We start from the raw sequence: 19,119 nt of genomic DNA on the forward strand, positions 1-19,119 counted from the left end.
TCAGACCTTCACGCCCTGTTCGCGCAGGCGCTTGTACAGGGTGTTGCGGCTCAGGCCCAGGCTGCGCGCCAGGTACGAGATGTTGCCGCCGCAGGCCTGGTACTGGCTGGCCAGGTCGGTGGCTTCGGGCAGGATTTCGCGGGCGGGCGGGGCGTCGGCCTCGGTCTCCAGATCGGCGAAGAAGTCGTCCGGCAGGTGCTCGACGCGGATCGGCTGATCCTCGGCCATGGCCAGGGCGATCTGCATCACGCTGCTCAGCTGGCGCAGGTTGCCGGGCCAGGGGTGGCGCTGGAACAGCTCCTGCACTTCACGGCTGAGACCGGCCCACTGGCTGGGCTCGCGGTGGTGCTCCCACACCCGCTGGAACAGCGCCGTCTTGTCGGTGCGTTCGCGCAGTGGTGGCAGCTCCAGGTTGAGGCCGCTGATGCGGTAGTAGAGGTCGGCGCGGAACAGGCCGGCGTCCACGTCCTGGCGCAGCGGGCGGTTGGTTGCCGAGACCAGGCGGATGTCCACCGGGTAGGGCTCGCCGCCGCCCAGCGGCTGCACGCTGCGTTCCTGCAGCACGCGCAGCAGGCGGGCCTGCACGGCCAGCGGCATGTCGCCGACTTCGTCGAGGAACAGGGTGCCTTTGTGCGCCTTGCGGATCAGGCCGATGCTGCCTTTCTGGCTGGCGCCGGTGAAGGCGCCTTTCTCGTAGCCGAACAGCTCGGACTCCACCAGTTCGGCGGGAATCGCCGCGCAGTTCACCGCGATCAGCGGTTGGCCGGCGCGTGAACTGGCGTTGTGCAGGGCCTTGACGAACACCTCCTTGCCGGCGCCGGTCTCGCCCTGGATCAGGATCGGGATGTCCTTCTCCACCAGGCGTTCGGCCTGGCGCACGGCCTTGTCCACCCGCGGGTCGCCGAGGTTGATGTTGGCCAGGGTGAAGCCCGCTTGAGGCTGGGCCTGGGGCGTTTGCAGGCGAAAGTCGCGGGGCTGGATGCGCGGCTTGCGCGGGCGCTTGAGCAGGCCGTGGAAGCGGTAGCGGCCGGCGGCGCGCAGGGCGAAGGGCAGGTTCTCCGGCTGGCTGAGCAACTGGTGCAGCGGGGTGTCGAACAGGCTCTCGATATTCACCCGCGACAGGCCGACGCCGAGCAGGCTGTCGGCGCGGCGGTTGGCCGAGACGATCTGCCCGGCCTCGTCGAACACCAGCAGGCCGGCCCACTGGCTGTCCAGGTTGTCCAGGCTGGTGTTGAAGCTGAGCTGGAAATAGTCGTCCTTGAACAGGTTGAGGATCAGCCGGTTCTCCACCGACTGGCTCATCATCTTGACCATGCCCAGGGTGTGGGCGGGCGGCAGGTAGCTGTCGCTGGAGACGTCGAGCACGCCGATCATCTGCCGGGTGGCATCGAAGATCGGTGAGGCCGAGCCGGTCATGAAACGGTTGGCCTTGAGGTAATGCTCGTCGCGCTGGATATGCACCGCCTGGCCACAGGCCAGGGCCGTGCCGATGGCGTTGGTGCCGCTGTAGCGTTCCTGCCACAGGGCGCCGGGGACGAAGCCGGCGGCCTGGGCCGGCTCGACGAAGCGGCGATCGCCCCAGGACTGCAGCAGCTGGCCCTGGTTGTCGGCCAGCATGATCAGGCAGTTGGAGTTGGCCAGGATGTTCTCGTAGTAGGGCAGTACCTCCTGGTGGGTGGTCTGCACCAGAAAATGCTGGCTCTCCAGCAGGGCCGAGACCTCGCCGGGCGCAGCCTGGCCGAAGGCCGGCTGGCTCTGGTGGGTGAGGCCGAAGTCGCGGCAGCGGCTCCAGGAGTCGTGAACGATGGCGTCGTGGCTCGGCGCCGGGGCGGTAGCAGTCATGAGGTTCGCCTGATTCTTGTATTTATCGTCACAGCTTCCGTGCTGGCGTCGCCGTTACTGCAATAGGCGGGCCTGCGCAGGAGGTCACTCGCCGCCTCCCGGCTCCGACCTTCTCCCGCGCGGGGGTGAGGCATGAAGCGTTCGCCCAGTGTTGTTCATTGCTGTTCAAAGTCAAAGGGCGAAGTGTTCAGTTGTTCAAGTTTCGCTGTTCAAAAATGTTCAGCGCTGGCCGCGACGGTTTCCGCGTTTTTGCGGATATTCCTTTGCAATCAGTGGCATGGCGGATTTTCGTTTGCGCACATCGGCTCTGGCACGAATGTCGCCTTATGCCAGTGCCGCCGCCGAACAGCAGCTTCGCGGCGACAGGCGAAATAACCATAAGGACACGCCATGTCGTTAACGCTGGAACATGTCTGCCGCGTGGTCGATCAGCAGGTGTACATCGATGATGCCTGCCTGAGCTTCGAGCCGGGCTCCTTCAATGTGCTGGTGGGCCGCACGCTCGCCGGCAAGACCTCGCTGATGCGCCTGATGGCCGGGCTGGACAAGCCCAGCAGTGGGCGCATCCTGATGCACGGCGCCGATGTCACCGGCGTGCCGGTGCGCCAGCGCAACGTGTCGATGGTCTACCAGCAGTTCATCAATTACCCGAACCTGACGGTGTACGAGAACATCGCCTCGCCGCTGCGCCAGGCTGGCGTGGCCAAGGCCGAGATCGAGCGCAAGGTGCAGGAAACCGCGCAGATGCTGCGCATCGACAAGTTTCTCAAGCGCTACCCGCTGGAGCTGTCCGGCGGCCAGCAGCAGCGCACGGCCATGGCTCGCGCGCTGGTCAAGGATGCCGACCTGGTGCTGTTCGACGAGCCGCTGGTGAACCTCGACTACAAGCTGCGCGAAGAGCTGCGCCAGGAGATGCGCGAGCTGTTTCGCGCCCGCCGCAGCATTGCCATCTACGCCACCACCGAGCCCAACGAAGCGCTGGCCCTGGGCGGCACCACCACCATCCTCCACGAAGGCCGGGTGATCCAGAGCGGCAAGACCACCGAGGTCTACCACCGGCCGCAGCAGGTGCTGGCCGCCGAGCTGTTTTCCGAGCCGCCGATCAACCTGATGCACGGGCGCATCAGCGATGGCGAAGTGAGTTTCGAGGACTTCGTGCACTTCCCGCTGACCGCCGAGCTGCGCGGCCTGGGCGAGGGCGACTACCGCTTCGGCGTGCGCCCCGGGCATATCGGCCTGGTGCCGTCCAATGACGATGACCTGGAGCTGGCGGTGACGGTCGAGCTGGCCGAGATCAGCGGCTCGGAGACCTTCCTCCACGTGCGCAGCGAGCACTTCGCCCTGGTCCTGCACCTGCAGGGCGTGCACGAGTACGACGTGGATGCGCCGATCCGCATCTATATCCCGACCCACAAGCTGTTCGTTTTCGATACCCAGGACCAACTGGTCCTGGCGCCGATTCGCAGGTCCTGAGGAGCGCACCATGGCCGAGATACGCCTGCAGAACCTGGCTCACAGTTACAGCGCCCAACCGAGCGGGCCGGACGACTACGCCATCCGCGAGATGACCCATGTCTGGGAGCAGGGCGGCGCCTATGCGCTGCTCGGCCCATCCGGCTGCGGCAAGTCGACCCTGCTCAACATCATTTCCGGGCTGCTCAGCCCGTCGGAGGGGCAGGTGCTGTTCGACATGCGCGAGGTCAATGACCTGCCGCCGCAGGAACGCAACATCGCCCAGGTGTTCCAGTTCCCGGTGGTGTACGACACCATGACGGTATTCGACAACCTGGCCTTCCCGCTGCGCAACCAGAGCCTGGCCGAATCCCGCGTGACCAGCAAGGTGCATGAGATCGCCGACGTGCTGGACCTGCACCCGCTGCTGCACAAGAAGGCGCGCAACCTCACCGCCGACGAGAAGCAGAAGGTCTCCATGGGTCGCGGCCTGGTGCGCGACGACGTGTCGGCGATCCTCTTCGACGAGCCGCTGACGGTGATCGACCCGCACCTGAAGTGGAAGCTGCGGCGCAAGCTCAAGCAGATCCACGAGCAGTTCAACATAACCATGGTCTACGTCACCCACGATCAGCTGGAGGCCTCGACCTTCGCCGACAAGATCGCGGTGATGTATGGCGGCCAGATCGTCCAGTTCGGCACCCCGCGCGAGCTGTTCGAACGCCCGAAACATACCTTCGTGGGCTTCTTCATCGGTAGCCCGGGGATGAACCTGATCGAGGTCACGCCCTATGCCGGCGGCGTGTGCTTCGGCCAGACCCGCGTGCCGCTGGCGCCGGCCCTCAGCCAGCAGCTGGCCGGGCTGGGCGGACAGAAGCTCAAGCTGGGCATTCGCCCGGAGTTCGTGCATGTCAGCGACGAACCCTTCGTCGACGCCCTGCGCGGCGAGGTGCGCCATGTCGAGGACCTGGGCACCTACAAGATCCTCACCCTCGAACTGGACGGCGTGACGCTCAAGGCGCGCCTGCAGGAGGACCTGCCGGTGCCGCAGAAGGTGGCCTACATCGGCTTCCCGTCCCAGTGGCTGATGGTCTACGCCGACGACGTGCTGGTGGAGGTGCGGGCATGAACAAGGTGATCAACAACAAGGCCTGGTGGCTGGTGCTGCCGGTGTTCCTGCTGGTGGCGTTCAGCGCCATCCTGCCGATGATGACGGTGGTCAACTACTCGGTGCAGGACATCTTCGACGCCAGCACCCGCACCTTTGTCGGCGTCGAGTGGTATCAGCAGGTGCTGCAGGACGAGCGCCTGCACGACTCGCTGCTGCGCCAGTTCATCTTCTCCGCCTGCGTGCTGCTGATCGAGATCCCGCTGGGCATCGCCATCGCCCTGTGCATGCCGACCAAGGGCCGCTGGGCCTCGGCCTGCTTGATCATCATGGCCATTCCGCTGCTGATCCCGTGGAACGTGATCGGCACCATCTGGCAGATCTTCGGCCGCGCCGACATCGGCTTGCTGGGCTGGACCCTGAGCAAGCTGGGCATCAGCTACAACTACGCGGCCAACACCATGGACGCCTGGGTCACGGTGCTGGTGATGGACGTGTGGCACTGGACCTCGCTGGTGGCGCTGCTGTGCTACTCGGGCCTGCGCGCCATCCCCGACGTGTACTACCAGGCCGCGCGTATCGACCGCGCCTCGGCCTGGGCAGTGTTCCGCCATATCCAGCTGCCGAAGATGAAGAGCGTGCTGCTGATCGCCGTGATGCTGCGCTTCATGGACAGCTTCATGATCTACACCGAGCCGTTCGTGCTCACCGGCGGCGGGCCGGGCAACGCCACCACCTTCCTCAGCCAAACGCTGACCAAGATGGCGGTGGGGCAGTTCGACCTGGGGCCGGCGGCGGCGTTCTCGCTGGTGTACTTCTTGATCATCCTGCTGGTGTCCTGGGCGTTCTACACGGCCATGACCCACAACGACCAGAAGAGCTGAGGAGCCTGCCATGACCATTCGCAAAGCCCTGGCGCTGCTGCTCTACATCCTGTTCCTGCTGGTGCCGATCTACTGGCTGCTGAACATGTCGTTCAAGAGCAACACCGAGATTCTCGGTGGCCTGACCCTGTGGCCGCAGGACTTCACCCTGGCCAACTACAAGGTGATCTTCACCGACCCGAGCTGGTACACCGGCTACCTTAACTCGCTGTACTACGTGTGCCTTAACACGCTCATCTCGCTGCTGGTGGCGCTGCCGGCGGCCTATGCTTTCTCGCGCTACCGCTTCCTCGGCGACAAGCACCTGTTCTTCTGGCTGCTGACCAACCGCATGGCGCCGCCGGCGGTGTTCCTCCTGCCGTTCTTCCAGCTGTATTCGTCCATCGGCCTGTTCGACACGCACATCGCCGTGGCCCTGGCCCACTGCCTGTTCAACGTGCCGCTGGCGGTGTGGATCCTCGAGGGCTTCATGTCCGGGGTGCCGAAGGAGATCGACGAAACCGCCTACATCGATGGCTACAGCTTCCCCAAGTTCTTCGTGAAGATCTTCATCCCGCTGATCGGCCCCGGCATCGGTGTCACGGCGTTCTTCTGCTTCATGTTCTCCTGGGTCGAGCTGCTGCTGGCGCGCACCCTGACCTCGGTGAACGCCAAGCCGATCGTGGCGGTGATGACGCGCACCGTGTCGGCCTCCGGCATCGACTGGGGCGTGCTGGCGGCGGCGGGGGTGCTGACTATCCTGCCGGGCATGCTGGTGATCTGGTTCGTGCGCAACCACGTGGCCAAGGGCTTCGCCCTGGGCCGGGTCTGAGGAGAAACGACTATGGAATGGATGGCCTGGACTCCGGTTACGGCGGCCTTCTTCGGCGGCATCGCGCTGCTGCTGGTGGGCATGACCGTATGGGAAATCCGCTCGCCCTGCGTCGAGCGCAGGGGCTTTCTGCCGATCGTCACCACCCGTGGCGACCGGCTGTTCATCGGTTTGCTCGGCAGCGCCTACCTGCACCTGCTGGTGGTGGGCGTGACCGACTGGAGCACCTGGATAGCCTCGGCGCTGTCCGTTGTGTGGTTACTCGTGGTGATGCGTTGGGGCTGACCGGCTGCCCGTTGTTCCGGTCGCTTTTCTATTCAAGCAAGGAGGAGTCTATGTTCGACAACAATTACAAGACCCGACATAGCATGGCGCTGGCGGCCCTGCTGACGTTGTCCGGATTGAGCGGCGCGGCCTGGGCGGATGCCTATGAAGAGGCGGCGAAGAAATGGATCGACAGCGAGTTCTCGCCGTCCACCCTAACCAAGGAGCAGCAGCTCGCCGAGCTGAAGTGGTTCATCAAGGCGGCCGAGCCGTTCCGCGGCATGGAGATCAATGTCGCCTCCGAGACCATCGCCACCCATGAATACGAGTCGAAGGTCCTGGCCAAGGCCTTCAGCGAGATCACCGGGATCAAGCTCACCCACGACCTGATGCAGGAAGGCGACGTGGTGGAGAAGCTGCAGACCCAGATGCAGTCCGGCAAGAACATCTACGACGGCTGGGTCAACGACTCTGACCTGATCGGTACCCACTTCCGCTACGGCAAGGCGGTGGCGATCAGCGACATGATCGCCAACGAGGGCAAGGACGTCACTTCGCCGACCCTCGATCTCAATGACTTCATCGGCATCTCCTTCACCACCGGGCCGGACAAGAAGCTCTACCAGCTGCCCGACCAGCAGTTCGCCAACCTCTACTGGTTCCGCGCCGACTGGTTCGAGAAGCCGGAGCTGAAGGCCAAGTTCAAGGAAATCTACGGCTACGAGCTGGGTGTGCCGGTCAACTGGTCGGCCTACGAGGACATCGCCCAGTTCTTCACCGAGCACGTCAAGGAAATCGACGGCAAGCGCGTCTACGGCCACATGGACTACGGCAAGAAAGACCCGTCGCTGGGCTGGCGCTTCACCGACGCCTGGTTCTCCATGGCCGGCGGCGGTGACAAGGGCCTGCCCAACGGCGTGCCGGTGGACGAGTGGGGCATTCGCGTCGAGGGCTGCCGCCCGGTGGGTTCCAGCGTCGCCCGCGGCGGCGATACCAACGGCCCGGCGGCGGTCTACGCCACCACCAAGTACGTCGACTGGATGCGCCAGTACGCGCCGCCGGAAGCCCAGGGCATGACCTTCTCCGAGGCCGGTCCGGTGCCTGCCCAAGGCAACATCGCCCAGCAGATCTTCTGGTACACCGCCTTCACCGCGGACATGACCAAGCCCGGCCTGGCCGTGGTCAACGAGGATGGCACGCCGAAATGGCGCATGGCGCCGTCGCCCAAGGGGCCGTACTGGGAGGAGGGCATGAAGCTCGGCTACCAGGACGCCGGTTCCTGGACCTTCCTCAAGTCCACCCCGGAGAAGCAGCGCCTGGCGGCCTGGCTGTACGCCCAGTTCGTCACCGCCAAGACCGTTTCGCTGAAGAAGACCCTGGTCGGCCTGACGCCGATTCGTGAGTCGGACATCAACTCCCAGGCGATGACCGACGCGGCGCCCAAGCTGGGCGGTCTGGTGGAGTTCTACCGCAGCCCGGCCCGGGTGCAGTGGACCCCGACCGGCACCAACGTGCCGGACTACCCGCGCCTGGCCCAGCTGTGGTGGCAGTTCATCGCCGAGGCGGCGAGTGGCGACAAGACTCCGCAGGAGGCCCTGGATGGCCTGGCCGCGGCTCAGGACAGCATGATGGCGCGCATCGAGCGCTCCGGCGTGCAGGGTGATTGCGGTCCGAAACTCAACGAGGAGAAGGACCCGCAATACTGGCTGGATCAGCCGGGCGCGCCCAAGCCGAAGCTGGAGAACGAGAAGCCGAAAGGCGAGACCGTGAGCTACGACGAGCTGGTGAAATCCTGGCAGAAGTCCCAGTAACAGCTGCGGTGGAAACGAAAACGGCGCCCTCGGGCGCCGTCTTTCATTGCCGGAGCGACTTATGCGTGCAGGTGATCGGCTGCGTAGAGGGTGTTCTCCAGCAGACAGGCGCGGGTCATCGGGCCGACGCCGCCCGGCACCGGGGTGATCCAGCCGGCGCGCTCGGCGGCCACGTCGTATTCCACGTCGCCGACCAGTTTGCCGTCGTCCTGACGATTGATGCCGACGTCGATGACGATGGCGCCTGGCTTGATCCACTCACCCTTGACCAGGCCGGTCTTGCCGGCGGCCGCGACCACGATATCGGCCTGGGTCACATGGCCGGCCAGGTCTTTGGTGAAGCGGTGGGTGACGGTGACGGTGCAGCCGGCCAGCAGCAGTTCGAGGGCCATCGGGCGGCCGACGATATTGGAGGCGCCGACGACCACGGCATGCTGGCCATGCAGATCGACACCGGTGCTTGCCAGCAGGGTCATGATCCCTTTCGGGGTACACGAACGCAGCAGCGGCATGCGCTGGGACAGGCGGCCGACGTTGAACGGGTGGAAGCCGTCGACGTCCTTGTCCGGGTTGATGCGTTCGAGCAGCTGCGAGGCGTCCAGGTGGGCGGGCAGGGGCAGCTGCACCAGGATGCCGTCGATGGCGCTGTCGCGGTTGAGCTGGTCGATCAGACCCAGCAGCTCGCCCTGGGTGGTGGTGGCAGGCAGGTCATGGGCCACGGAGACGAAGCCGACTTCCTCGCAGTCCTTGCGCTTGTGCGACACGTAGACTTGGGAGGCAGGGTCGCTGCCGACCAGGATCACGGCCAGGCCGGGCGCGCGCAGGCCCTGCTGGCGGCGCTCGGCGACGCGTTTGGCGATGTCCTTGCGGAGGTTGGCGGCGATGGTTTTGCCGTCGATCAGTTTTGCGGTCATGACGCTTGCTTAACCATAGGGGAGGGTGGAAAAAAGGTCGCGCATTCTCGCATGGGCGGCCGGTGGGGCAAAGGCGCATGCGTCGTGCTTTCCTGTAACTCCTTTATCCAGCAGGAATTTTTTCATTTTCGTGTTGACGCCCCCGGATCGCCTCTATAAGATTCGCCCCGCTTGTCGAGCACAGCCAGCCGCTGGGTAAGATGGCAACGACCGGAAGCGGTTGGAGCTGTAGCTTAGAAGTCTGTTCCGCAGATGATTAAGCGCCCGTAGCTCAGCTGGATAGAGCATCCGCCTTCTAAGCGGATGGTCGCAGGTTCGAGTCCTGCCGGGTGCGCCATTGGCGAATCAGGCACAAGCAACGCAATATGGTGGGCGTAGCTCAGTTGGTAGAGCACAGGATTGTGGCTCCTGGTGTCGTGGGTTCGATTCCCATCGTCCACCCCATATTCGAGAAAGCGCCAGGCCAAAAGCCTGGCGTTTTCGTTTCAAGTGTTACCACGCGGACGTGGTGAAATTGGTAGACACACCAGATTTAGGTTCTGGCGCCGCAAGGTGTGAGAGTTCGAGTCTCTCCGTCCGCACCATCTTTTCTTTGTAATCCCTCCTTATATATCCCGCCGTTTCTTGCTCGTTTTGTGCAGGTGACTTCTGCTATTCGAGCCACTAGAATGCTTGCCTTTCGATTCTGGGGCCGGAACGCCGGCTTATGTCTGTGCAACGAGGAATATCCATGCAAGTTTCTGTTGAAAGCACCTCCGCTCTTGAGCGCCGCATGACCATCGGCGTGCCTGCCGAGCGCATCGAGACCGAAGTGACCAAGCGTCTGCAACAGACTGCCCGTCGTGCCAAGGTGGCTGGTTTCCGTCCCGGCAAAGTGCCGATGAACGTCATCCGTCAGCGCTACGAAGACACCGCCCGTCAGGAAGCCCTGGGCGACCTGATCCAGGCCACCTTCTATGAAGCCATCGTCGAGCAGAAGCTGAATCCGGCTGGTGCTCCGTCCGTCGAGCCGAAGACCTTCGAGAAGGGCAAGGACCTCGAGTACGTCGCTACTTTCGAAGTGTTCCCGGAAATCAAGCTGGCCGGCTTCGATGGCATCACCGTCGAGCGCCTGCAGGCCGAAGTGAACGACGCCGACGTCGACAACATGCTGGAAATCCTGCGCAAGCAGAACACCCGCTTCGAAGCCGTTGAGCGTGCCGCCGAGAATGGCGACCAGCTGAACATCGACTTCGTTGGCAAGATCGACGGCGAAGCCTTTGCCGGCGGCAGCGCCAAGGGCACCCCGCTGGTGCTGGGCTCCGGCCGCATGATCCCGGGCTTCGAAGATGCCCTGGTCGGCGTCAAGGCTGGCGAAGAGCGCGTGATCAATCCGACCTTCCCGGCTGACTACCAGAACCTGGATCTGGCCGGTAAGACCGCCGAATTCACCGTGACCGTCAACAGCGTTTCCGCTCCGCAACTGCCGGAACTGAACGACGACTTCTTCGCCCTGTTCGGTGTCAAGGAAGGCGGTCTGGACGGCTTCCGTGCCGAAGTCCGCAAGAACATGGACCGCGAGCTGCGCCAGGCCATCAAGTCCAAGGTGAAGAACCAAGTAATGGAAGGCCTGCTGGCCGCCAACCCGGTCGAAGTGCCGAAGGCTCTGATCGGCAACGAAGTGAACCGTCTGCGCGTGCAGGCCGTTCAGCAGTTCGGTGGCAACATCAAGCCTGACCAGCTGCCGGCCGAGTTGTTCGAAGAGCAAGCCAAGCGCCGCGTAGTGCTGGGCCTGATCGTCGCCGAAGTGGTCAAGCAGGGCGAGCTGAAGGCCGACGAAGCCCGCGTTCGCGAGCTGATCGAGGAAATGGCCTCCGCTTATCAGGAGCCGCAGCAGGTCGTGGCCTGGTACTACAAGAACGACCAGCAACTGAACGAAGTGCGTTCGGTTGTACTGGAAGAACAAGTTGTAGATACTGTCCTGCAGAAGGCCAGCGTGACCGATAAAGCGGTCTCCTACGAAGAAGCGGTCAAGCCAGCGGAAGCCCCGCAAGCAGCCTGATCCCTCGCCTCGTTCGAGCACAACCATAAGCCAGCCTTCGCGCTGGCTTATGCGTCTTTAGAGACATGACTATTAGGGAGAGATCGCTAGACATGTCGCACAACTCTTTCATGAACACCATGCCTGACATCCAAGCCGCCGGCGGCCTCGTGCCGATGGTGATCGAGCAGTCCGCCCGTGGCGAACGCGCCTACGACATCTACTCGCGCCTGCTGAAGGAGCGAGTGATCTTCATGGTCGGCCAGGTCGAGGACTACATGGCCAACCTGGTAGTGGCCCAGCTGCTGTTCCTCGAAGCCGAGAACCCGGACAAGGACATCCACCTGTACATCAACTCGCCGGGCGGTTCGGTGACCGCCGGCATGTCGATCTACGACACCATGCAGTTCATCAAGCCCGACGTGTCCACCATCTGCATCGGCCAGGCCTGCAGCATGGGCGCGCTGCTGCTGGCTGGCGGTGCCGCCGGCAAGCGTTACTGCCTGCCGCACTCGCGCATGATGATTCACCAGCCGCTGGGTGGCTTCCAGGGTCAGGCCTCGGATATCGAGATTCACGCCCGCGAAATCCTCACCATCCGCGAGCGCCTGAACAAGATCCTGGCCGACCACTGCAAGCAGCCGATCGACGTGATCGCCAAGGACACCGACCGCGACAACTTCATGAGCGGCGACGAAGCGGTCAAATATGGCCTCATCGATCAGGTTCTGAACAAGCGTCAGCTGGCTGTCTGATTCGGTGTTTCAGCGCAACGGCCGGGTTATCCGGCCGTCCTGCAGGGTTGAAAATGCCTGCAATTGCCTTCATCTTGTGTTTCATGCCTACCGTATTGGATCGATCGAATGACTGACACCCGCAACGGCGAGGACAACGGCAAGCTGCTCTACTGCTCCTTCTGCGGCAAAAGCCAGCACGAAGTGCGCAAGCTGATCGCCGGTCCCTCCGTCTTTATCTGCGACGAGTGCGTCGACCTGTGCAATGACATCATCCGCGAGGAGGTGCAGGAAGCCCAGGCCGAGAGCAGCGCGCACAAGTTGCCCGCGCCCAAGGAAATCAGCGGCATCCTCGATCAGTACGTGATCGGTCAGGAACGTGCCAAGAAGGTGCTTTCCGTCGCGGTGTACAACCATTACAAGCGTCTGAACCAGCGCGACAAGAAAGACGATGTCGAGCTGGGCAAGAGCAACATCCTGCTGATCGGCCCGACTGGCTCCGGCAAGACCCTGCTGGCCGAGACGTTGGCTCGTCTGCTCAACGTGCCGTTCACCATCGCCGATGCCACCACCCTGACCGAAGCCGGTTATGTGGGTGAGGACGTCGAGAACATCATCCAGAAGCTGCTGCAGAAGTGCGATTACGACGTAGAGAAGGCCCAGATGGGCATCGTCTACATCGACGAAATCGACAAGATCTCGCGCAAGTCTGACAACCCGTCCATCACCCGCGACGTATCGGGCGAGGGCGTGCAGCAGGCGCTGCTCAAGCTGATCGAAGGTACCGTCGCCTCGGTTCCGCCCCAGGGTGGTCGCAAGCACCCGCAGCAGGAATTCCTGCAGGTCGATACGCGCAACATCCTGTTCATCTGCGGTGGTGCATTCGCCGGTCTCGAGAAGGTCATTCAGGCTCGCTCCACCAAGGGTGGCATCGGCTTCAACGCCGAAGTGCGCAGCCCGGACCTGGGCAAGAAAGTCGGCGAGGCGCTGCGTGAGGTCGAGCCGGATGATCTGGTGAAATTCGGCCTTATTCCGGAATTCGTCGGTCGTCTGCCAGTCATCGCCACTCTCGACGAGCTGGATGAGGCTGCGCTGATGCAGATCCTCACCGAGCCGAAGAACGCGCTGACCAAGCAATACGCCAAGCTGTTCGAGATGGAAGGCGTGGACCTGGAGTTCCGTGCCGATGCGCTGAAGGCGGTGGCCCATCGTGCGCTGGAGCGCAAGACCGGTGCTCGTGGCCTGCGCTCGATCCTCGAGGGCGTGCTGCTCGACACCATGTATGAGATCCCCTCGCAGAGCGATGTCAGCAAGGTGGTGATCGACGAGAGCGTGATCGAAGGCAGTTCCAAGCCGCTGCTGATCTACGAGAACAGCGAGCCGCCGGCCAAGGCCGCGCCGGACGCCTGACGTCTGTAAACCGTTGAAACAAGGGGCCCTGCGGGGCCCTTTGCTTTTCCGCCTTTCTCGCTTGTTTTTTCCCAGGGGCGGCCCCATCTTAGGGTCAAGGGTACTCCCGTCCGATTACGGCCGAATGGCCGCCGTAGAGCTGAAATCATGAAGACAACCATCGAATTGCCTCTCTTGCCGCTGCGTGATGTCGTGGTCTACCCACACATGGTCATCCCGCTGTTCGTCGGTCGCGAGAAGTCCATCGAGGCCCTGGAGGCCGCCATGGCCGGCGACAAGCAGATCCTCCTGCTGGCGCAGCGCAACCCGGCAGACGATGATCCGGGCGAAGATGCGCTGTACCGCATGGGCACCGTGGCTACCGTGCTACAACTGCTCAAGTTGCCGGATGGCACGGTCAAGGTGCTGGTCGAGGGCGAGCAGCGCGGCTCCGTGCAGAAGTTCATCGAGGTGGATGGCCACTGCCGTGCCGAGGTGCAGTTGCTCGACGAGAGCGAAGCGGCCGAGCGCGAGTCGGAAGTTTTCACCCGCAGCCTGCTCAGCCAGTTCGAACAGTACGTGCAGCTGGGCAAGAAAGTGCCAGCGGAGGTGCTGTCGTCGCTGAACAGCATCGATGATCCGGCGCGTCTGGTCGACACCATGGCCGCACACATGGTGCTGAAGATCGAGCAGAAGCAGGAAATCCTCGAGATCACCAGCCTGGCGGAGCGCGTCGAGCACGTGCTGGCGCTGCTGGATGCCGAGATCGACCTGCTGCAGGTCGAGAAGCGCATCCGCGGCCGGGTCAAGAAACAGATGGAGCGCAGCCAGCGCGAGTACTACCTGAATGAGCAGATGAAGGCCATTCAGAAGGAGCTGGGCGACATCGACGAAGGCCACAACGAGATCGACGAGCTGAAGAAGCGCATCGATAACGCCGGTCTTACCAAAGAGGCGCTAACCAAGGCCAATGCCGAGCTGAACAAGCTCAAGCAGATGTCGCCGATGTCCGCGGAAGCCACCGTGGTGCGCTCCTACATTGATTGGCTGACCAACGTGCCGTGGAAGGCCGAGAGCAAGGTGCGCCTCGATCTGGCCAAGGCCGAGGACATCCTCGAGGCCGATCACTTCGGTCTGGAAGAAGTGAAAGAGCGCATCCTTGAGTATCTCGCCGTGCAAAAGCGGGTGAAGAAACTCAAGGGGCCGGTGCTCTGCCTGGTCGGTCCGCCCGGCGTGGGCAAGACCTCGCTGGCCGAGTCCATCGCGCGTGCCACCAATCGCAAGTTCGTGCGCATGGCCCTGGGCGGCGTGCGTGACGAGGCCGAGATTCGCGGTCACCGTCGTACTTACATCGGCTCCATGCCTGGTCGGCTGATCCAGAAGCTGACCAAGGTCGGCGTGCGCAACCCGCTGTTCCTGCTCGACGAGATCGACAAGATGGGCAGCGACATGCGTGGCGATCCGGCCTCGGCGCTGCTCGAGGTACTGGATCCGGAGCAGAACCACAACTTCAATGACCACTATCTGGAGGTCGATTACGACCTCTCCGACGTGATGTTCATCTGCACCGCCAACTCCATGAACATCCCCGGTCCGCTGCTGGACCGCATGGAGGTGATTCGTCTGCCGGGTTACACCGAGGACGAGAAGGTCAATATCGCCATCAAGTACCTGACACCCAAGCAGGTATTGGCCAATGGTTTGAAGAAGGGCGAGCTGGAGTTCGAGGATGCCGCAATCCGCGACATCATTCGCTACTACACCCGCGAGGCGGGCGTGCGCAGCCTGGAACGGCAGATCTCCAAGGTCTGCCGCAAGGCGGTCAAGGAGCACGCCAAGGAGAAGCGCATCAAGGTATTGGTGACGCCGGACTCGCTGGAGCACTTCCTGGGCGTGCGCCGCTACCGTCATGGCCTGGCCGAGCAGCAGGACCAGATCGGCCAGGTCACGGGCCTGGCCTGGACCCAGGTAGGGGGCGAGTTGCTGACCATCGAAACCGCCGTGGTGCCGGGCAAGGGCCAGCTGATCAAGACCGGCTCGCTGGGCGACGTGATGGCCGAGTCCATGACCGCCGCGCTGACCGTGGTGCGCAGCCGGGCCAAGAGCCTGGGCATTCCCCTGGACTTCCACGAGAAGCGCGACGTGCACATCCACATGCCGGAAGGCGCCACGCCGAAGGATGGTCCCAGTGCCGGTATCGGTCTGTGCACGGCCCTGGTTTCGGCCTTGACGCAGATCCCCGTGCGCGCCGACGTGGCCATGACCGGCGAGATCACCCTGCGTGGTCAGGTGCTGGCCATTGGTGGTCTCAAGGAGAAATTACTGGCCGCCCACCGGGGTGGAATCAAGACCGTGATCATTCCGGAAGAGAATGTTCGTGATCTCAAGGAAATTCCGGAAAATATTAAGCAAGACCTGACCATTAAGCCGGTTAAATGGATTGACGAGGTCCTGCAAATTGCGCTGCAATACGCCCCGGAGCCCTTGCCCGATGCGGCTCCCGAGATGGTTGCAAAGGATGATACGCGCGAGACTGATTCCAAGGAGCGAATCAGCACGCATTAGGCCGAAGGCTTCCTTGACACTATTTTCGAGCCCTTGTTATAAAGCGGCTCCTATTGTGTCGGCAGGCCCTTCAGCACCCGCTTTGCTTACACCAAACAACTAAGAAACAACTCAACAGAAATAAGGGGACTTAAGAGTGAACAAGTCGGAACTGATTGATGCCATCGCCGCATCCGCTGATATCCCGAAAGCTGTTGCTGGCCGCGCGCTGGACGCAGTGATCGAATCCGTCACTGGCGCTCTGAAGGCTGGTGATTCCGTGGTGCTGGTTGGCTTCGGTACTTTCGCTGTCAAAGAACGCGCTGCCCGTACCGGCCGCAACCCGCAGACTGGCAAGCCGATCAAGATCGCCGCTGCCAAGATCCCTGGCTTCAAAGCTGGTAAGGCTCTGAAAGACGCCGTCAACTAAGCGTCTCTCTGGGCTTTGCCCCGCCGCACCGGGTTAGCCCGGTTCGGTGCGGAGCGGAATCCCATCCGCTCCATCAGTTATGAGAAGGCGCATCCTCGGATGCGCCTTTCTTTTATCCGGATTCAACACCCGCGCTGCATTCGCTGTTAGTTCAGTGCAGCCGTTTCGGGGGAAGCATGCTGCAGAACATCAGGGACAATTCCCAGGGCTGGATCGCCAAGACCATCGTCGGTCTGATCGTCATGTTGATGGCGTTCACCGGCTTCGAGGCCATCCTCCAGTCCACCAGCAACAGCCGCAATGCCGCCGAGGTCAATGGCGAAGAGATCAGCCTGGACAGCCTCAACGCAGCGGTGGAAATGCAGCGTCGCCAGCTGATCCAGCAATTCGGCAAGGATTTCGACGCCTCGCTGCTGGACGACAACCTGCTGCGCAAGGCCGCCCTCGACAATCTGGTCGACCGTACCCTGCTGCTGCAGGGTGCCAAAGAGGCCGGCATGGGCTTCTCCGACACCTCGCTGGATCAGCTGATCCTGCAGACCCCGGCCTTCCAGGTTGAGGGCAAATTCGATTCGGCACGCTTCGACCAGATCCTGCAACAGCAGGGCATGAGTCGCATGCAGTTCCGCGAGCGCCTGCGCCAGGACGTACTGGTCAGCCAGCTGCAGGCCACCCTGGCCGCCAGCAACTTCGTTACCGACGCCGAGCTGCAGGCCTTCGTGCGTCTGGACAAGCAGACCCGCGACTTCGCCACTCAGACCATCGCTGCCGATGCCAAGGCCGTCGAGCTGAAGGATGAGGAGATCAAGGCTTACTACGACGAGCACGCCGACCAGTTCATGAGCACCGAGCAGGTCGTGGTCGAGTACGTCGAGCTGAAGAAGGAGCGTTTCTTCGCCGAGGCCAAGGCCAGCGACGAAGAGCTGCAGGAACTCTACAAGAAAGAAATCGCCAACCTGGCCGAGCAACGCCGTGGCGCGCACATCCTGCTGGAAGTGAACGACAAGCTGAGCGACGAGCAGGCCAAGGCCAAGCTCGACGAAGTGGCTGCACGCCTGAAGCAGGGCGAGGACTTCGCCAAGCTGGCCAAGGAAGTCTCCCAGGACCCGGGCTCCGCCAGCAACGGCGGCGATCTGGGCTTCGCCGGTCCGGGCGTGTACGACCCCGAGTTCGAGAAGGCGCTGTACGCGCTGAAGAAGGACGAAGTGTCCGCGCCGGTGCGCAGCGCATTCGGCTGGCACCTGGTCAAGCTGCTGGACGTGCAGGCACCCGAGGTGCCGAGCTTCGCCAGCCTGAAGGACAAGCTGGAGCGCGACATCAAGGCGCAGCAGGTCGAGCAGCGCTTCGTCGAAGTGGCCAAGGAGCTGGAAGAGGCGAGCTACGAAGCCTCCGACCTGTCCCAGCCGGCAGAGGAGCTGAAGCTGCAGGTTCAGACTAGTGGCGCCTTCGGTCGCGAGGGTGGCGAGGGTATCGCCGCCAACCGTCAGGTGGTGCAGGCTGCCTTCAGCCCGGAAGTGCTGGAAGACGGCCGCAGCAGTAGTGCCATCGAGCTGGATCCGGACACCGTGGTCGTGGTACGCGTGAAGGAGCACAAGAAGCCGGCGCAGCTGCCGCTGGAGGAAGTCACCGCCGGTATTCGTGACACCCTGGCGCGCAAGAAGGCCGGTGAAGCGGCCAAGGCCAGCGGCGAGGCGCTGATGGCCGGTCTGCGCAAGGGCGAGGATGCGAGCAAGGACTGGAAAGTGGTGCAGGCGGCTACCCGCAGCCAGGAAGGCGTCGAGCCGGTTGTGCTGCAGACGCTGTTCCGCATGGCCAAGCCGGGTGAAGACGGCAAGCCGACCTATGCCGGCGTCAGCCTGAGCACTGGCGACTACGTGGTGCTGCGTCTCGACGGCGTTGGCCAGGCCAAGGCCGAGTTGAGCGAAGAAGAGAAGGTCAGCTACCGTCGCTTCCTGGCCTCGCGTACCGGCCAGCAGGACTTCGCCGCCTATCGTCAGCAGCTGCAGGCAGAGGCCGATATCGAGCGCTTCTGAGTCGCACGATGATCTCCCGCCCTCGTGGCGGGAGATGCCCAAGAAAAAGGCCGCTGAAAAGCGGCCTTTTTCGTTTCCGGCTACTGCCTCAGTCTTCGATGGCACCCATGGCGGTGGTGTTGAAGCCGCCGTCGACGTAGAGGATCTCGCCGCTGATGCCCGAGGCCAGGTCGGAGCAGAGGAAGGCGCCGGCGTTGCCGACTTCCTCGATGGTCACGTTGCGGCGCAGCGGGGTCTGCTTCTCGTTGGCGGCGAGCATCTTGCGGAAGCTCTTGATGCCGCTGGCGGCCAGGGTGCGGATCGGGCCGGCGGAGATGGCGTTGACGCGGGTGCCTTCCGGGCCGAGGCTGCCGGCCAGGTAGCGTACACCGGCCTCCAGGCTGGCCTTGGCCATGCCCATCACGTTGTAGTTGGGCATGGTGCGCTCGGCGCCCAGGTAGGAGAGGGTGAGGATGCTGCCGTTGCGACCCTGCATCAGCGGGCGACCGGCCTTGGCCAGGGCCACCAGGCTGTAGGCGCTGATGTCGTGGGCGATCTTAAAGCCTTCGCGGGTGGTCACTTCGGTGAAGTCGCCGTCCAGCTGGTCGCCCGGGGCGAAGCCGACGGAGTGGACGATGCAGTCCAGGCCGTCCCACTTCTTGCTCAGCTCCTCGAAGACCTTGGCGATCTCCTCGTCACTGGCCACGTCGCAGGGGAAGCACAGCTCGGGGTTGGAGCCCCAGCCGGCGGCGAACTCTTCGACGCGGCCCTTGAGCTTGTCGTTCTGGTAGGTGAAGGCGAGCTCGGCGCCCTCGCGGTGCATGGCGGCGGCGATGCCCGAGGCGATCGACAGTTTGCTGGCCACGCCAACGATCAGTACGCGCTTACCGGCGAGAAAACCCAT

General features: G+C 63.2%; 15 protein-coding genes and 3 tRNA genes. 15 read left to right on the top strand and 3 right to left on the bottom strand.

The window, feature by feature from the left end:
* Window positions 1-1,842 carry a sigma-54-dependent Fis family transcriptional regulator gene (locus FFS62_RS09930; RefSeq protein WP_137972659.1) on the bottom strand — a complete coding sequence of 614 codons (1,842 nt, stop codon included), beginning with the start codon at window positions 1,840-1,842 and terminating at the stop codon, window positions 1-3.
* Window positions 1,843-2,232: 390 nt separating this feature from the next.
* Here FFS62_RS09930 and FFS62_RS09935 point away from each other — a divergent pair, with 390 nt between their 5' ends.
* Genes FFS62_RS09935 through FFS62_RS09960 form a run of 6 tightly spaced genes read left to right on the top strand, consistent with a single transcriptional unit; the run spans window position 2,233 to window position 8,172 of the window.
* Window positions 2,233-3,315, top strand: coding sequence for an ABC transporter ATP-binding protein (locus FFS62_RS09935; RefSeq protein ID WP_137972660.1), 1,083 nt, complete (start codon window positions 2,233-2,235; stop codon window positions 3,313-3,315).
* 10 nt (window positions 3,316-3,325) lie between these two features.
* Window positions 3,326-4,423 carry an ABC transporter ATP-binding protein gene (locus FFS62_RS09940; RefSeq protein WP_137972661.1) on the top strand — a complete coding sequence of 366 codons (1,098 nt, stop codon included), beginning with the start codon at window positions 3,326-3,328 and terminating at the stop codon, window positions 4,421-4,423.
* Window positions 4,420-5,286, top strand: a complete 867-nt coding sequence (locus FFS62_RS09945) for a carbohydrate ABC transporter permease (protein ID WP_137972662.1) — start codon at window positions 4,420-4,422, stop codon at window positions 5,284-5,286. The genes FFS62_RS09940 and FFS62_RS09945 overlap by 4 nt, the downstream gene beginning before the upstream one ends.
* A 10-nt stretch (window positions 5,287-5,296) precedes the next feature.
* A complete protein-coding gene (locus FFS62_RS09950; RefSeq protein ID WP_137972663.1) occupies window positions 5,297-6,097 on the top strand; it encodes a carbohydrate ABC transporter permease in 801 nt (266 codons plus the stop codon).
* 12 nt (window positions 6,098-6,109) lie between these two features.
* Window positions 6,110-6,382, top strand: a complete 273-nt coding sequence (locus FFS62_RS09955) for a DUF2160 domain-containing protein (RefSeq protein WP_061904084.1) — start codon at window positions 6,110-6,112, stop codon at window positions 6,380-6,382.
* 50 nt (window positions 6,383-6,432) lie between these two features.
* Window positions 6,433-8,172, top strand: coding sequence for an ABC transporter substrate-binding protein (locus FFS62_RS09960; protein ID WP_137972664.1), 1,740 nt, complete (start codon window positions 6,433-6,435; stop codon window positions 8,170-8,172).
* Window positions 8,173-8,231: 59 nt separating this feature from the next.
* On the opposite strand, the gene folD is transcribed toward FFS62_RS09960, so the two are convergent.
* Complete coding sequence (gene folD / locus FFS62_RS09965) at window positions 8,232-9,086, bottom strand: bifunctional methylenetetrahydrofolate dehydrogenase/methenyltetrahydrofolate cyclohydrolase FolD (protein WP_137972665.1); 855 nt, start codon at window positions 9,084-9,086, stop codon at window positions 8,232-8,234.
* Between the two features lie 260 nt (window positions 9,087-9,346).
* On the opposite strand from folD, the gene FFS62_RS09970 reads away from it, so the two are divergent.
* From FFS62_RS09970 to FFS62_RS10010, 9 genes are all read left to right on the top strand, one after another.
* Window positions 9,347-9,423, top strand: a tRNA-Arg gene (locus FFS62_RS09970).
* 31 nt (window positions 9,424-9,454) lie between these two features.
* Window positions 9,455-9,530, top strand: a tRNA-His gene (locus tag FFS62_RS09975).
* Window positions 9,531-9,585: 55 nt separating this feature from the next.
* Window positions 9,586-9,670 (top strand) — tRNA-Leu (locus FFS62_RS09980).
* 146 nt (window positions 9,671-9,816) lie between these two features.
* Window positions 9,817-11,127, top strand: coding sequence for a trigger factor (gene tig, locus FFS62_RS09985; RefSeq protein WP_137972666.1), 1,311 nt, complete (start codon window positions 9,817-9,819; stop codon window positions 11,125-11,127).
* Between the two features lie 92 nt (window positions 11,128-11,219).
* Entirely contained in the window at window positions 11,220-11,861 is a 642-nt protein-coding gene (gene clpP / locus FFS62_RS09990; protein ID WP_137972667.1) for an ATP-dependent Clp endopeptidase proteolytic subunit ClpP, read from the top strand.
* A 108-nt stretch (window positions 11,862-11,969) separates the two neighbouring features.
* Window positions 11,970-13,250, top strand: coding sequence for an ATP-dependent Clp protease ATP-binding subunit ClpX (gene clpX / locus FFS62_RS09995; RefSeq protein WP_043306865.1), 1,281 nt, complete (start codon window positions 11,970-11,972; stop codon window positions 13,248-13,250).
* A 147-nt stretch (window positions 13,251-13,397) separates the two neighbouring features.
* The gene (gene lon, locus FFS62_RS10000) at window positions 13,398-15,794 is read left to right on the top strand and encodes an endopeptidase La (protein WP_137972668.1); all 2,397 of its coding nucleotides are present in this window, start codon (window positions 13,398-13,400) and stop codon (window positions 15,792-15,794) included.
* A gap of 136 nt (window positions 15,795-15,930) precedes the next feature.
* On the top strand, window positions 15,931-16,203 hold the full coding sequence (gene hupB / locus FFS62_RS10005; protein ID WP_003087931.1) for a nucleoid-associated protein HU-beta: 273 nt from the start codon (window positions 15,931-15,933) through the stop codon (window positions 16,201-16,203).
* 176 nt (window positions 16,204-16,379) lie between these two features.
* Window positions 16,380-18,236, top strand: a complete 1,857-nt coding sequence (locus FFS62_RS10010) for a SurA N-terminal domain-containing protein (protein WP_137972669.1) — start codon at window positions 16,380-16,382, stop codon at window positions 18,234-18,236.
* Window positions 18,237-18,324: 88 nt separating this feature from the next.
* Here the strand turns inward: FFS62_RS10010 and fabI are convergent, their stop codons facing one another.
* Window positions 18,325-19,119 (bottom strand): enoyl-ACP reductase FabI, encoded by a 795-nt coding sequence (gene fabI / locus FFS62_RS10015; RefSeq protein ID WP_137972670.1) that lies wholly within the window; start codon window positions 19,117-19,119, stop codon window positions 18,325-18,327.

It is taken from the genome of Pseudomonas sp. F(2018), assembly GCF_005508865.1.
Classification (GTDB): Bacteria; Pseudomonadota; Gammaproteobacteria; order Pseudomonadales; family Pseudomonadaceae; genus Aquipseudomonas.

Bases quoted from the DNA above. Each gene is read 5' to 3' on its own strand.
- FFS62_RS09930 (WP_137972659.1), bottom strand. From the start codon at position 1,842: ATGACTGCTACCGCCCCGGCGCCGAGCCACGACGCCATCGTTCACGAC.
- FFS62_RS09935 (WP_137972660.1), top strand. From the start codon at position 2,233: ATGTCGTTAACGCTGGAACATGTCTGCCGCGTGGTCGATCAGCAGGTG.
- FFS62_RS09940 (WP_137972661.1), top strand. From the start codon at position 3,326: ATGGCCGAGATACGCCTGCAGAACCTGGCTCACAGTTACAGCGCCCAA.
- FFS62_RS09945 (WP_137972662.1), top strand. From the start codon at position 4,420: ATGAACAAGGTGATCAACAACAAGGCCTGGTGGCTGGTGCTGCCGGTG.
- FFS62_RS09950 (WP_137972663.1), top strand. From the start codon at position 5,297: ATGACCATTCGCAAAGCCCTGGCGCTGCTGCTCTACATCCTGTTCCTG.
- FFS62_RS09955 (WP_061904084.1), top strand. From the start codon at position 6,110: ATGGAATGGATGGCCTGGACTCCGGTTACGGCGGCCTTCTTCGGCGGC.
- FFS62_RS09960 (WP_137972664.1), top strand. From the start codon at position 6,433: ATGTTCGACAACAATTACAAGACCCGACATAGCATGGCGCTGGCGGCC.
- folD (WP_137972665.1), bottom strand. From the start codon at position 9,086: ATGACCGCAAAACTGATCGACGGCAAAACCATCGCCGCCAACCTCCGC.
- tig (WP_137972666.1), top strand. From the start codon at position 9,817: ATGCAAGTTTCTGTTGAAAGCACCTCCGCTCTTGAGCGCCGCATGACC.
- clpP (WP_137972667.1), top strand. From the start codon at position 11,220: ATGTCGCACAACTCTTTCATGAACACCATGCCTGACATCCAAGCCGCC.
- clpX (WP_043306865.1), top strand. From the start codon at position 11,970: ATGACTGACACCCGCAACGGCGAGGACAACGGCAAGCTGCTCTACTGC.
- lon (WP_137972668.1), top strand. From the start codon at position 13,398: ATGAAGACAACCATCGAATTGCCTCTCTTGCCGCTGCGTGATGTCGTG.
- FFS62_RS10010 (WP_137972669.1), top strand. From the start codon at position 16,380: ATGCTGCAGAACATCAGGGACAATTCCCAGGGCTGGATCGCCAAGACC.
- fabI (WP_137972670.1), bottom strand. From the start codon at position 19,119: ATGGGTTTTCTCGCCGGTAAGCGCGTACTGATCGTTGGCGTGGCCAGC.